We start from the raw sequence: 16,042 nt of genomic DNA, 5'->3' as shown, positions 1-16,042 counted from the left end.
ATGGAGGTTGATGCCCTCCATTCTTCATTATTTCAATCAGAGCCGAAAACGCCCCACCATCCCATTCAAATCCACCGCCAGGCGCGACAACTCGTTGCTGGCCGCACTGGTCTGGCTGGCACCCGTCGCCGATTGCACCGACAAGTCGCGAATGTTCACCAGGTTGCGGTCCACTTCCCGCGCCACTTGCGCCTGTTCTTCCGCTGCGCTGGCGATCACCAGGTTGCGCTCGTTGATTTCGACGATCGCGCTGTTGATGGTATCCAGGGATATTCCTGCGCCTTTGGCGATATTCAGCGTCGATTCGGCACGCTCGGTGCTGTTGCGCATCGAGTCCACTGCCTGTTCGGTGCCGGCCTGGATGCTGCCGATCATCCGCTCGATTTCGCTGGTGGACTGCTGGGTGCGATGGGCCAGGGCCCGCACTTCATCGGCAACCACGGCAAAGCCGCGGCCGGCTTCCCCTGCGCGGGCTGCTTCAATGGCGGCGTTCAGGGCCAGCAGGTTGGTCTGGTCGGCCAGGCCGCGAATCACGTCCAGCACCTTGCCGATGTCCCGGGACTCTTCGGCCAGGGCGCCAATCAAGGTGGCTGTGCCTTGCACGTCACCACTCATGCGCTCGATGGCGCTGACGGTTTCCTGCACCAGATCACGCCCGTCGCCGGCAGAGGTGGTGGCGTTTTTCGAGGCTTCGGAGGTGCTGACGGCATTGCGCGCGACTTCTTCGACGGCGCTGGTCATTTCGTTGACTGCAGTGGCCGCCTGTTCGATCTCGTTGTTCTGCTGGGTCAGGCCGCGAGCGCTTTCGTCGGTGACGGCGTTCAGTTCTTCCGCTGCCGAGGCGAGCTGGGTGGCCGAGCCGGAAATACGCTGCAGGGTGTCGCGCAATTTTTCCTGCATTTTATTCATTGCCCGCAACAGGCGGCCGGCTTCGTCGTCGCCATCGACCTTGATCGGCCGGGTCAGGTTGCCTTCGGCAATGTTCTCGGCGGCGTCCAGGGCCTGGGCGATGGGCAGGGTGATGCTGCGTGTCAGCAGCCAGGCGAACAGCACTGTCAGCGCCGTGGCCAGCACCAACAAGGCAACCACCAGGTCAAAGGCTGAATCATATTGATCGGCGGCTTTCTGGTTGCTGTCGTTGGCCATCGAATTGTTGATGTCCAGCAGGCGCGTCAGGACCGTGTTGACCGCCTCGGAGTTGCTCAACAGTTCGGTGTTGAGCAAGGTACGCAGCTCTTCGGTCTGGTTGTTGCGCGACAGGCTCTTCATCCGCTCTTCAATCTGGCGGTACTGGCCCAACAGGCGCACGTAATCGTCGTAGGCTGAACGCTCCTCACGGCTGTCGATCAGCTTTTCGTAGACAGTCTGGGCTTCGCGGATCTGCTGGTTGCGCAGTTCGAAGGCTTCCAGGGTCTTTTGTTGCACCTCCGGTTCGCGGTTGGTCAGCAAGCGGTAGGACAGCACGCGCAGGCGCAGGGTCAGTTGGGTGAAGTCATCGAGGGCGCGAATGCTTGGCACACTGCGCAGGGTGATGTCTTCGGTGGCGCCACGGATCTTGCTCATCTGGTTCAGGGCAAAAATACCGAGAAACAACATCAGCGCACCAATGCACGCGAAGCCGAGAAACGCGCGCGGCGCGATATTCATATTACGAAGAGACATGCAATGGTCCTGGGAGAGGCGCGATCCGTGCGGCGTTGAGGCGGGGTATGCATGACCTATCGGACGTACGACTAAAGTCTTGAGGGGCTGCGCGCTTTTGTCGCACCCTCGGTGGATCGGAATGGATTCAGGAACCAGATGGCGTAAATGCAGTCACTAAGGCTCGCAAGCGTGGCCTGCCCCGTGCAATCAAGGCTGCGCGCCAGGATATCCCTGGCTTCCACGGTGAATTTTCTTTATCGTCACCGCCCTTTGAAAAAGCCCGAGAATTCAAAATGTTAGAAACATCCCTCAGCCAACTGGAACAACTGGTCAGTGACCTGGTACAGCAGAATCAGGAACTGCTGGGCACCAATGAATCCCTCAAGGCGGAACTGGCCCGTGCCAAGGACGAAAACGACAGCTTGCAGCTGAACCTGATGGAGCAGGAAGAAAAGCAGGGCGCCACCGCAGCCCGTATCCAGGCGTTGGTTGAGCGTGTGAGCGCAGGTCCTGTCAGCGCATGAATGAAGGGATAAAGGTCGTTTCGATTCTCGGTGAGGATTACTCGATCAAGGCCCCGGACGGGGAAGACAACACCCTGCTCAAGGCTGTGACCCTGCTCAAGGCATCCTTGGCCACCACCAAGCAGAAGTACCCGACCTTGATCGGCGACAAACTGCTGGTGCTGGCGGCGCTGAACCTATGTGCCGAGCAGATCGAGATGCAGCAGCGTCACCAGCAGGAACTCGACCGTTACCAAGAGCAAGTCAGCGCCACGGTCGAGGTGATTTCCAAGGCCATCGGCCAGCCCTGATCAGAACCATTCGTCCTGCATGGCCAGGCACGTATCGTCCCGTGCCTGCAGGATCGCCAGTTCATGATGGCACCCCGGTATTTCCCAGGTCAGGAAGTACCGGGCGGCTTGCAGCTTGCCTTTATAGAAGGCCACATCCGCCGCATTGCCTTTGGCCAGCCCTTCTTCGGCGCGGATCGCCTGTTCCAGCCAGCGCCAGCCAATCACCGTATGCCCAAACACTTTCAGGTACAGCGCCGAGTTCGCCAGGCTGCTGTTGACCTTGCCCTGGGCGAGATCCGCCAACAACCCGAGGGTCACGCTTTGCAGGCGTGCCACCAGTTGCTCCAACGGCTCGCGCAATGCTGTGAGTGACTCATATTGCTGGGCCCGGGCTCCGGTCTCGGCGATCAGGCGGATCAACTGCTTCAAGCCCGCACCGCCGTTTTGTGCGAGCTTGCGCCCCAGCAGGTCCAGGGACTGGATGCCGTGGGTGCCTTCGTGGATCGGGTTCAGGCGGTTGTCGCGGTAGTACTGCTCCACCGGGTATTCACGGGTGTAACCGTGGCCGCCGAGAATCTGGATCGCCAGCTCGTTGGCCTTCAGGCAGAACTCCGAGGGCCAGGACTTGACGATGGGGGTCAGCAGGTCCAGTAACTCATGGGCCTGCTTGCGTCCGGCCTCACTGTCCAGGGTGGTGGTGTCATCGAACAGCCGCGCGGTATACAGGCCCAGGTCGAAGGCGCCTTCCACATAGGCTTTTTGCGTGAGCAGCATGCGCTTGATATCGGCGTGCTGGATGATCGACACCGGGGCGGTGTTCGGGTCCTTGCTGTCCGGCAGTCGGCCTTGCGGGCGCTCCCGGGCGTAGTCCAGGGAATACAGGTAACCGGCGTAGCCGAGCATCACCGCACCCATGCCGACGCCAATCCGTGCCTCGTTCATCATCTGGAACATGCAGGCCAGGCCCTGGTGCGGCTTGCCCACCAGATAGCCGACACACTCGCCGTTATCGCCGAAATTCAGTGCGGTGGAGGTGGTGCCGCGCCAACCCATCTTGTGGAACAGCCCGGCCAGCAACACATCGTTGCGCTTGCCCAGACTGCCATCATCGTTGACCAGGAACTTGGGCACGATAAACAGCGAAATGCCCTTCACCCCGGCGGGCGCATCCGGCAGCTTGGCCAGCACCATGTGCACGATGTTTTCCGACAGCGGATGATCGCCGCCGGAGATGAAGATCTTGTTGCCCTTGAGGCGGTAGGTGCCATCTGGCGCGGGCTCGGCGCGGGTGCGGATATCCGACAGCGACGAACCGGCATGGGGCTCGGTCAGGGCCATGGTGCCGAAGAAGCGGCCTTCGATCATCGGTTGCAGGAAGCGTTGTTTCTGTTCCGCGCTGCCAAAACTCTCGATCAGATTGGCCGCGCCCATGGTCAGGAACGGGTACGAGGTCGAGGCCGCATTGGCTGACTGAAAGTGCGCAAAACACGCTTGGGACAGCAGGGTTGGCAGTTGCATGCCGCCTGCTTCGAAGCTGCGGGCAGCGTTGAGGAAGCCGGCTTCGAGAAAGGCATCAACGGCAGGTTTCACTTCTGGAATCAGGATGGCCTGACCGTTTTCATAGCGCGGCTCGTTCTCGTCACCCTTGCGGTTGTGCGGTGCGAAGTACTTTTCGGCGATGTTGCGGGCGGTGCCAATGGCAGCATCGAAGGTTTCGCGGTTGTGCTCGGCAAACCGCTCGCGCTGGGTCAGGCCCTCGGCATCGAGGACTTCGTACAGCTCGAAAGCCAGATTGCGGGAACTGAGGAGCGTCTCGGACATGGCGGCTTACCTATGAGGGAATAGGTCGGAGTCTAAGTCTGGGAATAGAGGCGCGATAGCAAGATTGATCTGGGTGATAGAGCAGCAAAACACAACGTAAAGGTATGACGCGGTCAATGTAGGAGCTGGTTTCGACTGATGCAATGCAGTGGGGCGCCCATTGCAGGCGCCCCACGTTGGCATTGATCAGCCGATAGTCATCAAGCTCGCATTACCGCCGGCCGCAGCGGTGTTGACGCTCAACGCGCGCTCGATCACCAGGCGCTCCAACGCAATGTTGGTTTCGCCCGAAGACAGGCCGTTGACCCCGACAATCGCGCCACTGCGCTGGGCCACTTGCTGGCAAACCCCACGCAGTTGGTCGCTGTCGCCGTGGTGCAGGACCGCATCGAAGATCACTTCGTCCTTGGTCCAGTCGGCCACACGCTGGATCTTCGCCTGAACTTCCTTCGGCAGCCGTGGGAACAGCGCCTTGGTCAGGTCGGATTCCGGCCACACTGCCGAGCTACCCACAGCCAGTACGGCCGCCAGTTGCGACAACAGGTCGCCTTCCACCTCTGCCAGGCACAGCACGTGCTCGCGGGGCAGGATGGCGTAGCTGTTGCGCTCGCCGGTCGGGCCGGCCAGTTGGCGGGTGATGCCGCTCTGCGATTGCGCCGCGAACTGGCTGCACAGGCTGCTCAGGTCGCTGAACTTGTTGCTGTCGGCCCAGGTTTTCAGGGCGGTCAGCGGTTGGCTCATGGCGTCACGCAGGCGTACATCCGGCGCGGCCAGTGCATCACCGCGTACGAAGGATTGCTCGATCGCATCGGTAGGGCGCGTCGACAGCAAGCGGTACAGGTACAGCGGGCCACCGGCTTTCGGGCCAGTGCCCGACAGGCCTTCGCCGCCGAATGGCTGCACGCCGACCACGGCACCGACGATGTTGCGGTTGACGTAGACGTTACCGGCATGGACGTTGTCGATCACCTTGGCGATGGTCTCGTCGATACGGGTGTGCACGCCCAGGGTCAGGCCGTAGCCAGAAGCATTGATCTGGCCGATCAACTGGTCGATCTCTTTACGCTTGTAGCGCACCACGTGCAGCACCGGGCCGAAGATCTCCCGTTGCAGCTCGTCGAAGCTTTCCAGCTCGATCAGGGTTGGCATCACGAAGGTGCCGCGCTTGATTTCTTCGCTGTCGGCAATCGCCACCTGGTACACGGTGCGGCCTTTGTCGCGCATGGCCTGGATGTGCTTCTCGATGCCTGCCTTGGCTTCGGCGTCGATCACCGGGCCGATATCCACGGACAGGCGCTCCGGGTTGCCCAGGCGGCATTCAGCCATGGCACCCTTGAGCATTTCGATGACGCGGTCTGCCGAATCTTCCTGCAGGCACAGTACACGCAGGGCCGAGCAACGTTGACCGGCACTGTCGAAGGCCGAGGAGACGACGTCGATCACCACCTGCTCGGTGAGGGCCGAGGAGTCGACGATCATTGCGTTCTGGCCGCCGGTTTCGGCGATCAGCGGAATCGGGCGGCCCTGGGCATCCAGGCGACCGGCGACGTTGCGTTGCAGCAGGCGCGCCACTTCGGTGGAACCGGTGAACATCACGCCTTTGACGCGCTCATCACCGACCAGTCGGGCACCGACGCTTTCGCCCTGGCCCGGCAGCAGTTGCAGCACGCCTTGCGGAATGCCGGCTTCCAGCAACAGGCGCACGGCCTGCGCGGCCACCAGCGGGGTTTGTTCGGCCGGCTTGGCCAGCACCGGGTTACCGGCGGCCAGTGCAGCGGCGACTTGGCCACTGAAGATCGCCAGCGGGAAGTTCCACGGGCTGATGCAGACCACCGGGCCCAATGGGCGGTGGGCGTCGTTGGTGAAATCGTTACGGGCCTGCACCGCGTAGTAACGCAGGAAGTCCACGGCTTCACGCACTTCGGCGATGGCGTTGGCGAAGGTCTTGCCGGCTTCACGGGCCAGCAGGCCCATCAATGGCTGGATCTCGCCTTCCATCAGGTCAGCGGCGCGTTCCAGGATCGCCGCGCGTTCGGCCGGCGGGGTAGCCTGCCAGATCGGTGCGGCGTTAAGGGCGCACTGGATCGCGTTGTCGACGTCTTCGACGGTGGCTTCCTGGACATGGCCGACCACATCACGCAGGTCGGACGGGTTCAGTACCGGCGCAGCAACTTCATTGCTGGACGCGCAACCGAGCATCGGCGCAGCTTTCCAGTGGTTGTGCGCGGTGGCCAGCAAGGCGCAGGACAGTGACGCCAGGCGGTGTTCGTTGGCCAGGTCGATACCGGCCGAGTTGGCACGCTCGCTGCCATACAGGTCACGCGGCAGCGGGATACGCGGGTGCGGCAGGCCGAAGCCGCCTTCCAGCGTCGCCATCTGCTCGATGCTGGCCACTGGATCGGCCACCAGCTCCTGGATCGAGATGGATTGGTCGGCGATACGGTTGACGAACGAAGTGTTGGCGCCGTTTTCCAGCAGGCGACGCACGAGGTAGGCCAACAGTGTTTCGTGGGTGCCAACCGGGGCGTACACGCGGCACGGACGGTTCAGCTTGCCTTCGGAAACCTTGCCTACAACCTGTTCGTACAGCGGTTCACCCATGCCGTGCAGGCACTGGAACTCGTACTGGCCGGGGTAATAGTTCTGGCCGGCAATATGGTAGATGGCCGACAGGGTGTGGGCGTTGTGCGTGGCGAACTGCGGGTAGATGACTTCCGGTACCGACAGCAGCTTGCGTGCGCAGGCAATGTAGGAAACGTCGGTGTACACCTTGCGGGTATAGACCGGATAGCCTTCCAGGCCTTCGACCTGGGCGCGCTTGATTTCGCTGTCCCAGTACGCGCCTTTTACCAGGCGGATCATCAGGCGGTGACGGCTGCGGCGTGCCAGGTCGATCACGTAGTCGATCACGTACGGGCAACGCTTCTGGTAAGCCTGGATCACGAAACCGATGCCGTTCCAGCCGGTCAGTTGAGGCTCGAAGCACAGGCGCTCCAGCAGGTCCAGGGACAGTTCCAGGCGGTCGGCTTCTTCGGCGTCGATGTTCAGGCCGATGTCGTATTGCTTGGCCAGCAGGGTCAGGGACAGCAGACGCGGGTACAGCTCGTCCATCACGCGCTCGTACTGGGCGCGGCTGTAGCGAGGGTGCAGGGCCGACAGCTTGATGGAGATACCCGGGCCTTCATAAATCCCACGGCCATGGGAGGCTTTGCCGATGGAGTGAATGGCTTGCTCGTACGAGGCCAGGTATTTCTGCGCATCGTGTTCGGTGAGTGCGGCTTCACCGAGCATGTCGTAGGAATAACGGAAACCCTTGGCTTCGAACTTGCTCGCGTTGGCCAGGGCTTCGGCGATGGTTTCGCCGGTGACGAACTGCTCGCCCATCAGGCGCATGGCCATGTCGACACCCTTGCGGATCATCGGCTCGCCGCTTTTGCCGATGATGCGGCTCAGGGACGAGGTCAAACCCGCCTCGTTGTGCGTGGCCACCAGTTTACCGGTCAGCAACAGGCCCCAGGTGGCGGCGTTGACGAACAGCGATGGGCTGTTACCCAAGTGTGGGTGCCAGTTGCCGGTGCTGATCTTGTCGCGGATCAGCGCGTCACGGGTGCCCTTGTCCGGGATGCGCAGCAGCGCTTCGGCCAGGCACATCAGTGCCACGCCTTCCTGGGACGACAGGGAGAATTCCTGCAACAGGCCCTGAACAATCCCGGCACGGCCGCCGGCGCTCTTCTGATTGCGCAGTTTCTCGGCAATCGAGGCGGCCAGCTTGTTGGTGGCCTCGGCCATTGGGGCCGGCAGGCGTGCCTGCTCGATCAGCATCGGCACCACTTCTGGCTCGGGGCGACGGTAAGCAGCAGTGATCGAAGCGCGCAGTACCGATTGCGGGAGGATGCTTTCAGCGAATTCCAGGAAGCACTGGTGGGCGTGATCGTTCTGCACCTCGCCGGCGTCGTCTGCGTCCTTGATGCCCGAGCCGTTGAGCTCGGTCAGGGTTGCACCACCCTCAAGTTTCTCCAGGTAATTGAAAATTGCCTGCTTGATCAGCCAGTGCGGCGTGCGATCAATGGAGGTCGCGGCGGCCTTGAGGCGTTCGCGGGTTGGGTCATCGAGTTTGACCCCAAGGGTGGTCGTAGCCATATTTTTATCCTCATGGGTGCCACTACTGCGTGGCATCAGCTGGCGGCAAGATTAGCTTTGCGCTGAACGAGGTGCAACCGGGTGCAACCCATTTTCTTCATGAAACCCGCGCTGCTCGTCAGAAAACAATTTCACTCGACGGAATCTGCTTGATATTGGTGCATTTGCTTCTGGATTTGGCTGTTCTTGCTCCGAAAAGGAGCAAAAAACCGCCGTTTGCCGAAAAACGCGCTTAGGTGCAACTAATTCTCACGAAACTGGTTGCACCTTATTTGCTTTGTTGAATAGCATTCGCGCACCAAGGTGCAACCATCTGCAAAGTTCGGTTCATCGGCTGATGGCTTTCCTGGGGAAACGTCAGTCATAAATGCGCGGCATGCAGCTTCGTCTACAAGCTACTCTCTTGTAGGTGGGCTGACAGACCGCCGCTACATAAAAACAAAGCCAGGGCGTAACTCAATGAGCGTAAGTAATCCAACCCTGATCACATTTGTGATCTACATCGCGGCAATGGTGTTGATTGGTCTCATGGCCTATCGCTCCACCAATAACCTTTCCGATTACATTCTAGGCGGTCGCAGCCTCGGCAGCGTCGTCACCGCACTCTCGGCTGGCGCCTCGGATATGAGCGGCTGGTTGTTGATGGGCCTGCCAGGTGCCATCTACATGTCGGGCCTGTCGGAAAGCTGGATCGCCATCGGCCTGGTTGTCGGTGCTTACCTGAACTGGCTGTTTGTGGCCGGTCGCCTGCGCGTGCAGACCGAACACAACGGCGACGCCCTGACCCTGCCGGACTACTTCTCCAGCCGCTTTGAAGACAAAAGCGGCCTGCTGCGGATTATCTCGGCCGTCGTGATCCTGGTGTTCTTCACCATCTACTGCGCCTCCGGCATTGTGGCCGGTGCCCGTCTGTTCGAAAGCACCTTCGGCATGTCCTACGAGACGGCGCTGTGGGCCGGTGCTGCGGCGACGATTGCCTACACCTTCATCGGTGGTTTCCTGGCAGTGAGCTGGACAGATACCGTACAAGCCACCCTGATGATCTTCGCGTTGATCCTGACGCCCATCATCGTGCTGCTGGCCACCGGCGGCGTGGACACCACGTTCCTGGCCATTGAAGCGAAAGATCCAACCAGCTTCGACATGCTGAAAAACACCACCTTCATCGGCATCATCTCGCTGATGGGCTGGGGCCTGGGCTACTTCGGCCAGCCGCACATCCTCGCGCGTTTCATGGCGGCGGATTCGGTGAAGTCGATTGCCAAGGCGCGTCGCATCTCCATGACCTGGATGATCCTGTGCCTGGCCGGTACCGTGGCTGTAGGCTTCTTCGGTATTGCCTACTTCTCGGCGCACCCAGAAGTCGCCGGTCCCGTGACCGAAAACCCTGAGCGTGTATTCATCGAGCTGGCCAAGCTGCTGTTCAACCCATGGATCGCGGGCGTGCTGCTGTCGGCCATCCTGGCTGCCGTGATGAGCACCCTGAGCTGCCAATTGCTGGTGTGCTCCAGCGCCCTGACCGAAGACTTCTACAAGGCTTTCCTGCGCAAAGGTGCTTCCCAGCTTGAGCTGGTATGGGTCGGCCGCATCATGGTGCTGGTGGTTGCGTTGATCGCCATCGCGATGGCTGCCAACCCGGAAAACCGTGTACTGGGCCTGGTGAGCTACGCCTGGGCAGGCTTCGGTGCCGCGTTCGGTCCAGTGGTGCTGATCTCGGTACTGTGGAAAGGCATGACCCGCAACGGCGCACTGGCCGGTATCCTGGTCGGCGCGATCACCGTGATCGTGTGGAAGCACTTCGAACTGCTGGGCCTGTACGAAATCATCCCAGGCTTTATCTTCGCCAGCCTGGCGATCTACTTCGTGAGCAAGATGGGCGCACCTACCGCCGGTATGGTTGAGCGCTTCACTGCTGCCGAGAAAGACTACAACCTCAATAAATGAGGCGTTCATGCGAGCCTTGATGGCCCGCTGAACTGAAAACGGCCCGCATCCTTTGGATGACGGGCCGTTTTTTTGCCCAAAGTTAATCGAAGTAAGTGATGATCAGCCCTGCCATACCGGCCACACCCAGAAGGGCGGTTCCGTGAAGCAGAATCTTGATGTCGCGTGGAAAGGCCTGTACCTGCTGAAGGTCAACGACACCACGTCGCGCATTCAGCCTGGGCAGCGCAATGGCTGCATACACTGCGCAAAGCCTCATCATTCTTCCTCGCGGTGAGTTCCCGAAGTAACTGCCGTGAAAGCTGACGAGTCGACACTTGTTTAAGTGAGCTTCCATAGCCTCAAGCTTTCGATAACACAAAAACACTCCGAGAATATTGGTAATAACTACCGCCGTTAGCGAGCCGATTACGATCTGGGCGCTGGCAGGGAGATTCAAGAAATAATCAATATTCATACAAAAGTAATCCTGCCTTTTCGCCGCCCGTACCCCCGAGGCTCCCACCTGCTGCGCCGCCAATCCCTGCGCCAATCAGCAGGCAAGTCAAGGCTCCTGGGCCAGTGGTGGGGGCTAAAATGGTGAGGCATAGTAGCGATCCGGCAGCGCCACCGAGTGAGCCACCAGCAACCCCGCCGGCCAGTTTTCCCAGTTCGGTATATTTTGCCATCCTGCACTGCTCTTCTCTTCCAGTAGAACATGCCTCCTTAATTTGCAGCGCCGTCGAGGTCGTACTCAACGCAATTCCCAGTGGCGTGCCGTTCTTAAGCAGCTTCGCGGTCTTTGAAATCCGCGCAACGGTTTCGGCATACCGAGTGATCTCCCCGGTATGCAGGTAACTCCTGGTGGATATCCCCAGCATTTTCTTGATCGAGCCCTCATTGCGTAAACCCGTGCCATATCGGGCGAACCCGCGCATCTGCGACTCCAGCTTGGCAAACAAGGTTTGGCGTCGGGCCAGGAAATCATCTCGCACCGTGCCCCCGCCCTGGCGCAGGGACTGTTTGTGCAGGGCATCAATGTCTTCAAGGGTTTTGCCAATGCCTTGCAGATGGCGACTCCAGGCGTCGCCCGCCGTACCTATACCCAGCGAAGCGAAGCCCAGCAGTTTTTGTCGGTGTGGAGGCATTTCACAATAGGGTGGTTGCGTGTCATGCAGGCATTCCTTTGAATGGTGATGACGCAGCAATTTAAGGACCCGACTCACGTCTGTCGTGCTTGTGGCGGCTGAATTCGGGGGGCTTTTACGGTTTTGGGAAATGGGCTACTCAATCCAGTCCGGTGTCCGACAAAAAGCACCGCCCGGCATGCAGCCCTGCACCTTTGCCCGCGTAGAAGGTAAACTTCGCCCCCTGCGCAGGAGCAACCATGAATTATCGTCACGCCTTTCACGCCGGCAACCACGCCGATGTCTTCAAACACCTGACCTTGACCCGCCTCATCGCCCTGATGTCGCGCAAGGAGCAGCCGTTTGCCTATCTCGACACCCACGCCGGGATTGGTCTGTACGACCTGCAAGGCGACCAGGCCAACCGCACCGGTGAATACCTGGAGGGCATCGCCCGCCTGTGGGGCGAGGCGGACCTGCCGGCGCTGACCGCTGACTACATGCAGGTGCTGCACGAGATGAACCCGGATGGCCAGTTGCGCTATTACCCAGGTTCGCCAGAGCTGGCGCGACGCCTGACTCGTCCCCAGGACCGCGTGCTGCTCAATGAAAAACACCCGGAAGACGGCGTGCTGCTCAAGGACAACATGAAGGGCGACCGCCGGGTGAAGGTGCATCTGGGCGAAGGTTGGCATGTGCCACGGGCTTTGCTGCCGGTGCCGGAAAAGCGTGCGTTGATGCTGATCGACCCGCCGTTCGAGCAACTCGACGAGATGCAGCGCTGCGCCGCCTCCCTCAAGGAGGCCGTGGGCCGCATGCGCCAGACGGTCGCCGCGATCTGGTACCCGGTGAAGGACCAGCGCATGTTGCGTCGCTTCTATCAGGACCTGGCAGGTACCGGCGCGCCAAAGCTGCTGCGCGTGGAATTGCTGGTGCATCCGCTGGACACGCCCAACACCCTCACCGGCTCGGGCCTGGCGATTGCCAATCCGCCGTGGGGGCTGGAGGAGGAGTTGCGTGAGCTGCTGCCGTGGCTGTCGAAGAAGCTGGGGCAGACCCAGGGTGGGTGGCAGATGGATTGGCTGATTGCCGAGTAACCGGATCTAAAGGCGGTCACAGAACAAATGTGGGAGCGAGCAAGCCCGCTCCCACATTTTGATTGGGTTGTCTTTTAGATCGGGCAGGTCACGCCAGTACCGCCGATACCGCAGTAACCCTGCGGGTTCTTCGCCAGGTACTGCTGGTGATAGGCCTCGGCGAAGTACACCGTCGGCGCCTGGTCGATTTCAGTGGTGATTTCGCCCAGCCCAGCCTTGGTCAATTCTTGCTGATAGGCCTGTGCGCTGGCATTCGCAGCGTCCAGTTGCTCTGGCGTGGTGGCATAGATCACCGAGCGATACTGGCTGCCGATGTCGTTGCCCTGGCGCATGCCCTGGGTCGGGTTGTGCAGTTCCCAGAACATCTTCAGCAGGTCTTCGTACTTGAGTTTGGCCTGGTCATACACCACCAGTACCACTTCGCTATGACCGGTCAGGCCCGAGCAGACTTCTTCATAGGTCGGGTTTGGCGTTAAGCCGCCGGCATAGCCGACCACGGTGCTGACCACGCCGTCGCGCTGCCAGAATTTGCGTTCGGCGCCCCAGAAACACCCCAGGCCAAAGATCGCGAATCCCACATCATCCATGAACGGGCCCAGCAGCGGATTGCCGTTGACGAAGTGCGTCTCGGGCAGGCTCATCGGGGTTTCACGACCAGGCAAAGCTTGTTCGGCAGTAGGCAGCACGTTTTTATTCACCAGGATTTCCGAGCGCAAGACCATGATCAGTCCTCTCGTCAGGTTGAGTTAACAGTTCAGACCACCAGTGTGCCCGAGTGTTACAGCGCTGTCAGGCGATTGGCCCGCGTGGATAGCGTTTGAGCTTGTCCAGCAACTCGGAGCCGGGGATTGGCCGGTCGAACAGGTAGCCCTGGCCGACGTCGCATCGATGGCGGCGCAGGAACGCCAGTTGCTCGGCGGTCTCGATGCCTTCGGCGACCACCTTAAGCTTGAGGTTGTGCGCCATGGCGATCACCGCCGAGGTGATTTCCATGTCGTCCTGGTTATCCGGGATTTCATGGATAAAGCTGCGGTCGATCTTGATGATGTCGATGGGGAATTTCTTCAGGTAACTCAGGGATGAGTAACCGGTGCCGAAATCATCCATGGCCAGGGTCAGGCCAAAGCTCTTCAACTGGTCCAGTTGCAGGCGCGTGTCCTCGGTGGCTTCCAGCAGCAGGCCTTCGGTCAGTTCCAGCTCCAGCAGGTTGGCGGGCAATTGCTCTTCCTTGAGGATACTGGCGATGGACGCCACCAGGTCCGGGTCGGAAAACTGCTTGGGCGACAGGTTGATCGCCACCTGCAGGTTGCCCATGCCGGCGGCGCTCAACTGCTTGCTCATGCGGCAGGCCTGGCGCGCGATCCATTTGCCGATGGGGATGATCAGCCCGGTCTCTTCGGCAACGCTGATGAACTGGTCCGGACGGATCATGCCCTTTTCCGGATGGTTCCAGCGCAGCAGCGCTTCCATGCCCAACAAGCGACCGCTGCGCAGGCACAGCTTGGGTTGGTAGAACACGTCCAGCTCGTTCTGGGTCAGGGCGCGGCGCAGGTTGTTTTCCACGAACAGTTTGTAGCTGGCCTCGGCATTCAGGGCCTCGGTAAACACCTGCACCTGGTGTTTGCCGTTAGCCTTGGCCTTGTGCAGCGCCAGGCCGGCGTTGCGCATCAGGGTCTGCGGGTCGCGGCCATGCAGCGGCGCGCAGGCCAGGCCCACGGAGCCGGTGACACTGATCAGTTGGTTGTCGACGAACATCGGCTTATCGAGGGTCATCAGCAGTTGGCAGGCCATTTGCTGGCCGACCTCAAGGTCGGCGTTGTCGAGCAGCACTGCAAATTCGTTACTGGCAAAGCGCGCCAGGCTACCGCCGGCATTGAGACTGTTGCGCAGGCGCCGGGCCAGGCTGATCAGCAACTTGTCGCCGGTCTGGTGGCCGAGGCTGTCATTGATCCGCTTGAAGTTGTCGATGTCCACCAGCAGCAGGCTGATGGGCGCGTCGCTGTCGCGGGCGAAGCGTTCATCGAGGTTGCGGATGAATGCCGGGCGGTTGCCCAGGTTGGTCAGGTTGTCGGTGTAGGCCAGGCGTTCGATACGCTGCTGGGCCAGTTTGGTCTGGGTGATGTCTTCGTAGATGCCGATGTAGTGGGTCAGTTCGCGATTGTCGCCATAGACCTTGGAAATCGACAGTTGGCCCCAGTACGGTTCGAGGTTTTTGCGCCGGCTCTTGAATTCGCCCTGCCAGCTGTTGCTCTTGGCCAGGCTGGAGGGCGCGTCGAACAACAGTTCGCTGAGGTTTTCCAGGGCCGGCAACTGGGCCAGGCGATGACCGTGGACTTCCTCGGTGCTGTACTGGGTGATCGCGGTGAAGCTGGGGTTGACGTACTCCACCACGCCGTCGCAATTGACCAGCAGGAAGGCATTGGCACTTTGCTCCACGGCGCGCTGGAACAGGTGCAGGGCGCTGGTGGCGGCGCGGCGGTTATGGTTGTTGATGACCTGGGCGAACTGGTCGGCCAACTCGCCGGCAAAGGCTATCTCATCAGATAGCCAATCCCGGGTGCCGGTGCTTTGCTCCAGGCACAGCACGCCCACTACCTGGCCGTCGATGCGGATGCTGGCATCGAGCATCGCGTGGACGTCCATGGGGCGCAGGGTTTCGACCATTTCCCGGGTGCGCGGGTCGCGCATGGCATTGCTGGCATCGATGGCACGGCTGCTGTGCAGGGCTTCCAGATAATCCGGGAAGCCGCTGGCATCAATCGACAATGGCAGATGGTGCTGTTGGTCGGCGCGATTAAAGGCCGAAATCGGCACCAGTTGCTGACCTTCCAGGTTCCAGATGCTGGCACAGTCGATCTGGTAGATGTCACAGGCGCTGCGGGTGATCAGTTCGGCGGCTTCTTGCAGGGAGTTGTTGGTGCTGTAGCGCTGGCGGGCCAGCAGCAGGATCAGTTCCTGTTGGGCACGCACCCGTTCCAGGTGCTGCAACTGCTCCTGCTGCGCGCGCTGGTTGAGCTCCAGGGCGATCTGCAGGCGACTGTTCTGGTCTTCCAGGTCGGCGGCGGGCACAGGTGTCAGGTTACTGAACAAACCGTCCACCACCATCAGGTAGCCGCGCAGCAGATGGCGATTGTGCTGCTTGTAGGCCTCACCCACCTCCAGCAGGCTCAGCGGGCCGTCGTTGGTGTGCAGGGTGTAGCGCACCAGGTAATGGGGGCTGAGGGTCAGTTGCTGCTGGATCGCATCGTGCAGTTGGTAGCGCGCCTGGGGCTCCATCAGGCTGGCGTAGGGCGAGCCGACCAGCGAGCACAGCTCTACCGCGGGCAGGCCGAATTGGCGTTCACAATTGGGGTCGAGGTACAGCAGCGCCCAGCTTGCCTCATTCAGCCGCTCGAAACGCAGCATACCGAGGCGCGAAGGCACCGGTAATTGCGTCACGACCTCGGCCGCCGTTCGGGCGACATCGGGTTGGCTTTTCATGGGGAAACTCGCTT

The 16,042-nt window shown here is 60.7% G+C and carries 11 protein-coding genes; 4 read left to right on the top strand and 7 right to left on the bottom strand.

Annotated features, from left to right (window positions below; translation table 11 throughout):
• Positions 1–36 precede the first annotated feature (36 nt).
• A complete protein-coding gene (locus BFQ03_RS09105; protein WP_065942903.1) occupies positions 37–1,662 on the bottom strand; it encodes a methyl-accepting chemotaxis protein in 1,626 nt (541 codons plus the stop codon).
• 275 nt (positions 1,663–1,937) lie between these two features.
• Here BFQ03_RS09105 and BFQ03_RS09100 point away from each other — a divergent pair, with 275 nt between their 5' ends.
• Together BFQ03_RS09100 and BFQ03_RS09095 are read left to right on the top strand one after the other, a co-directional pair.
• A complete protein-coding gene (locus BFQ03_RS09100; protein WP_032862136.1) occupies positions 1,938–2,168 on the top strand; it encodes a hypothetical protein in 231 nt (76 codons plus the stop codon).
• Positions 2,165–2,458 (top strand): cell division protein ZapA, encoded by a 294-nt coding sequence (locus BFQ03_RS09095; protein ID WP_032862135.1) that lies wholly within the window; start codon positions 2,165–2,167, stop codon positions 2,456–2,458. The genes BFQ03_RS09100 and BFQ03_RS09095 overlap by 4 nt, the downstream gene beginning before the upstream one ends.
• Here the strand turns inward: BFQ03_RS09095 and BFQ03_RS09090 are convergent, their stop codons facing one another.
• Positions 2,459–4,261: an acyl-CoA dehydrogenase gene (locus BFQ03_RS09090; protein ID WP_065942902.1), complete on the bottom strand. Its 1,803-nt coding sequence runs from the start codon at positions 4,259–4,261 to the stop codon at positions 2,459–2,461. It lies immediately after the preceding gene.
• A 186-nt stretch (positions 4,262–4,447) separates the two neighbouring features.
• Positions 4,448–8,401 (bottom strand): trifunctional transcriptional regulator/proline dehydrogenase/L-glutamate gamma-semialdehyde dehydrogenase, encoded by a 3,954-nt coding sequence (gene putA / locus BFQ03_RS09085; RefSeq protein WP_065942901.1) that lies wholly within the window; start codon positions 8,399–8,401, stop codon positions 4,448–4,450.
• Between the two features lie 459 nt (positions 8,402–8,860).
• Between putA and putP the strand changes: the two genes are divergently transcribed.
• Positions 8,861–10,345 carry a sodium/proline symporter PutP gene (gene putP / locus BFQ03_RS09080; protein WP_032862131.1) on the top strand — a complete coding sequence of 495 codons (1,485 nt, stop codon included), beginning with the start codon at positions 8,861–8,863 and terminating at the stop codon, positions 10,343–10,345.
• Positions 10,346–10,427: 82 nt separating this feature from the next.
• Here the strand turns inward: putP and BFQ03_RS09075 are convergent, their stop codons facing one another.
• Positions 10,428–10,802 carry a hypothetical protein gene (locus BFQ03_RS09075; protein ID WP_032862129.1) on the bottom strand — a complete coding sequence of 125 codons (375 nt, stop codon included), beginning with the start codon at positions 10,800–10,802 and terminating at the stop codon, positions 10,428–10,430.
• Positions 10,792–11,532 carry a hypothetical protein gene (locus BFQ03_RS09070; RefSeq protein ID WP_223232731.1) on the bottom strand — a complete coding sequence of 247 codons (741 nt, stop codon included), beginning with the start codon at positions 11,530–11,532 and terminating at the stop codon, positions 10,792–10,794. Before BFQ03_RS09070 ends, BFQ03_RS09075 begins: the two co-directional genes overlap by 11 nt.
• Positions 11,533–11,711: 179 nt before the next feature.
• Between BFQ03_RS09070 and rlmJ the strand changes: the two genes are divergently transcribed.
• Positions 11,712–12,548 carry a 23S rRNA (adenine(2030)-N(6))-methyltransferase RlmJ gene (gene rlmJ / locus BFQ03_RS09065; RefSeq protein WP_032862126.1) on the top strand — a complete coding sequence of 279 codons (837 nt, stop codon included), beginning with the start codon at positions 11,712–11,714 and terminating at the stop codon, positions 12,546–12,548.
• 74 nt (positions 12,549–12,622) lie between these two features.
• On the opposite strand, the gene msrA is transcribed toward rlmJ, so the two are convergent.
• Entirely contained in the window at positions 12,623–13,270 is a 648-nt protein-coding gene (gene msrA, locus BFQ03_RS09060; RefSeq protein ID WP_032862125.1) for a peptide-methionine (S)-S-oxide reductase MsrA, read from the bottom strand.
• Positions 13,271–13,337: 67 nt separating this feature from the next.
• Positions 13,338–16,028, bottom strand: a complete 2,691-nt coding sequence (locus tag BFQ03_RS09055) for a putative bifunctional diguanylate cyclase/phosphodiesterase (RefSeq protein ID WP_032862123.1) — start codon at positions 16,026–16,028, stop codon at positions 13,338–13,340.
• Positions 16,029–16,042: the final 14 nt, after the last annotated feature.

Origin of the sequence: Pseudomonas sp. 25 R 14 (assembly GCF_900004755.1) — a bacterium.
GTDB lineage: Bacteria > Pseudomonadota > Gammaproteobacteria > Pseudomonadales > Pseudomonadaceae > Aquipseudomonas > Aquipseudomonas brenneri.
This window is presented reverse-complemented; position numbering and strand designations above follow the sequence as displayed.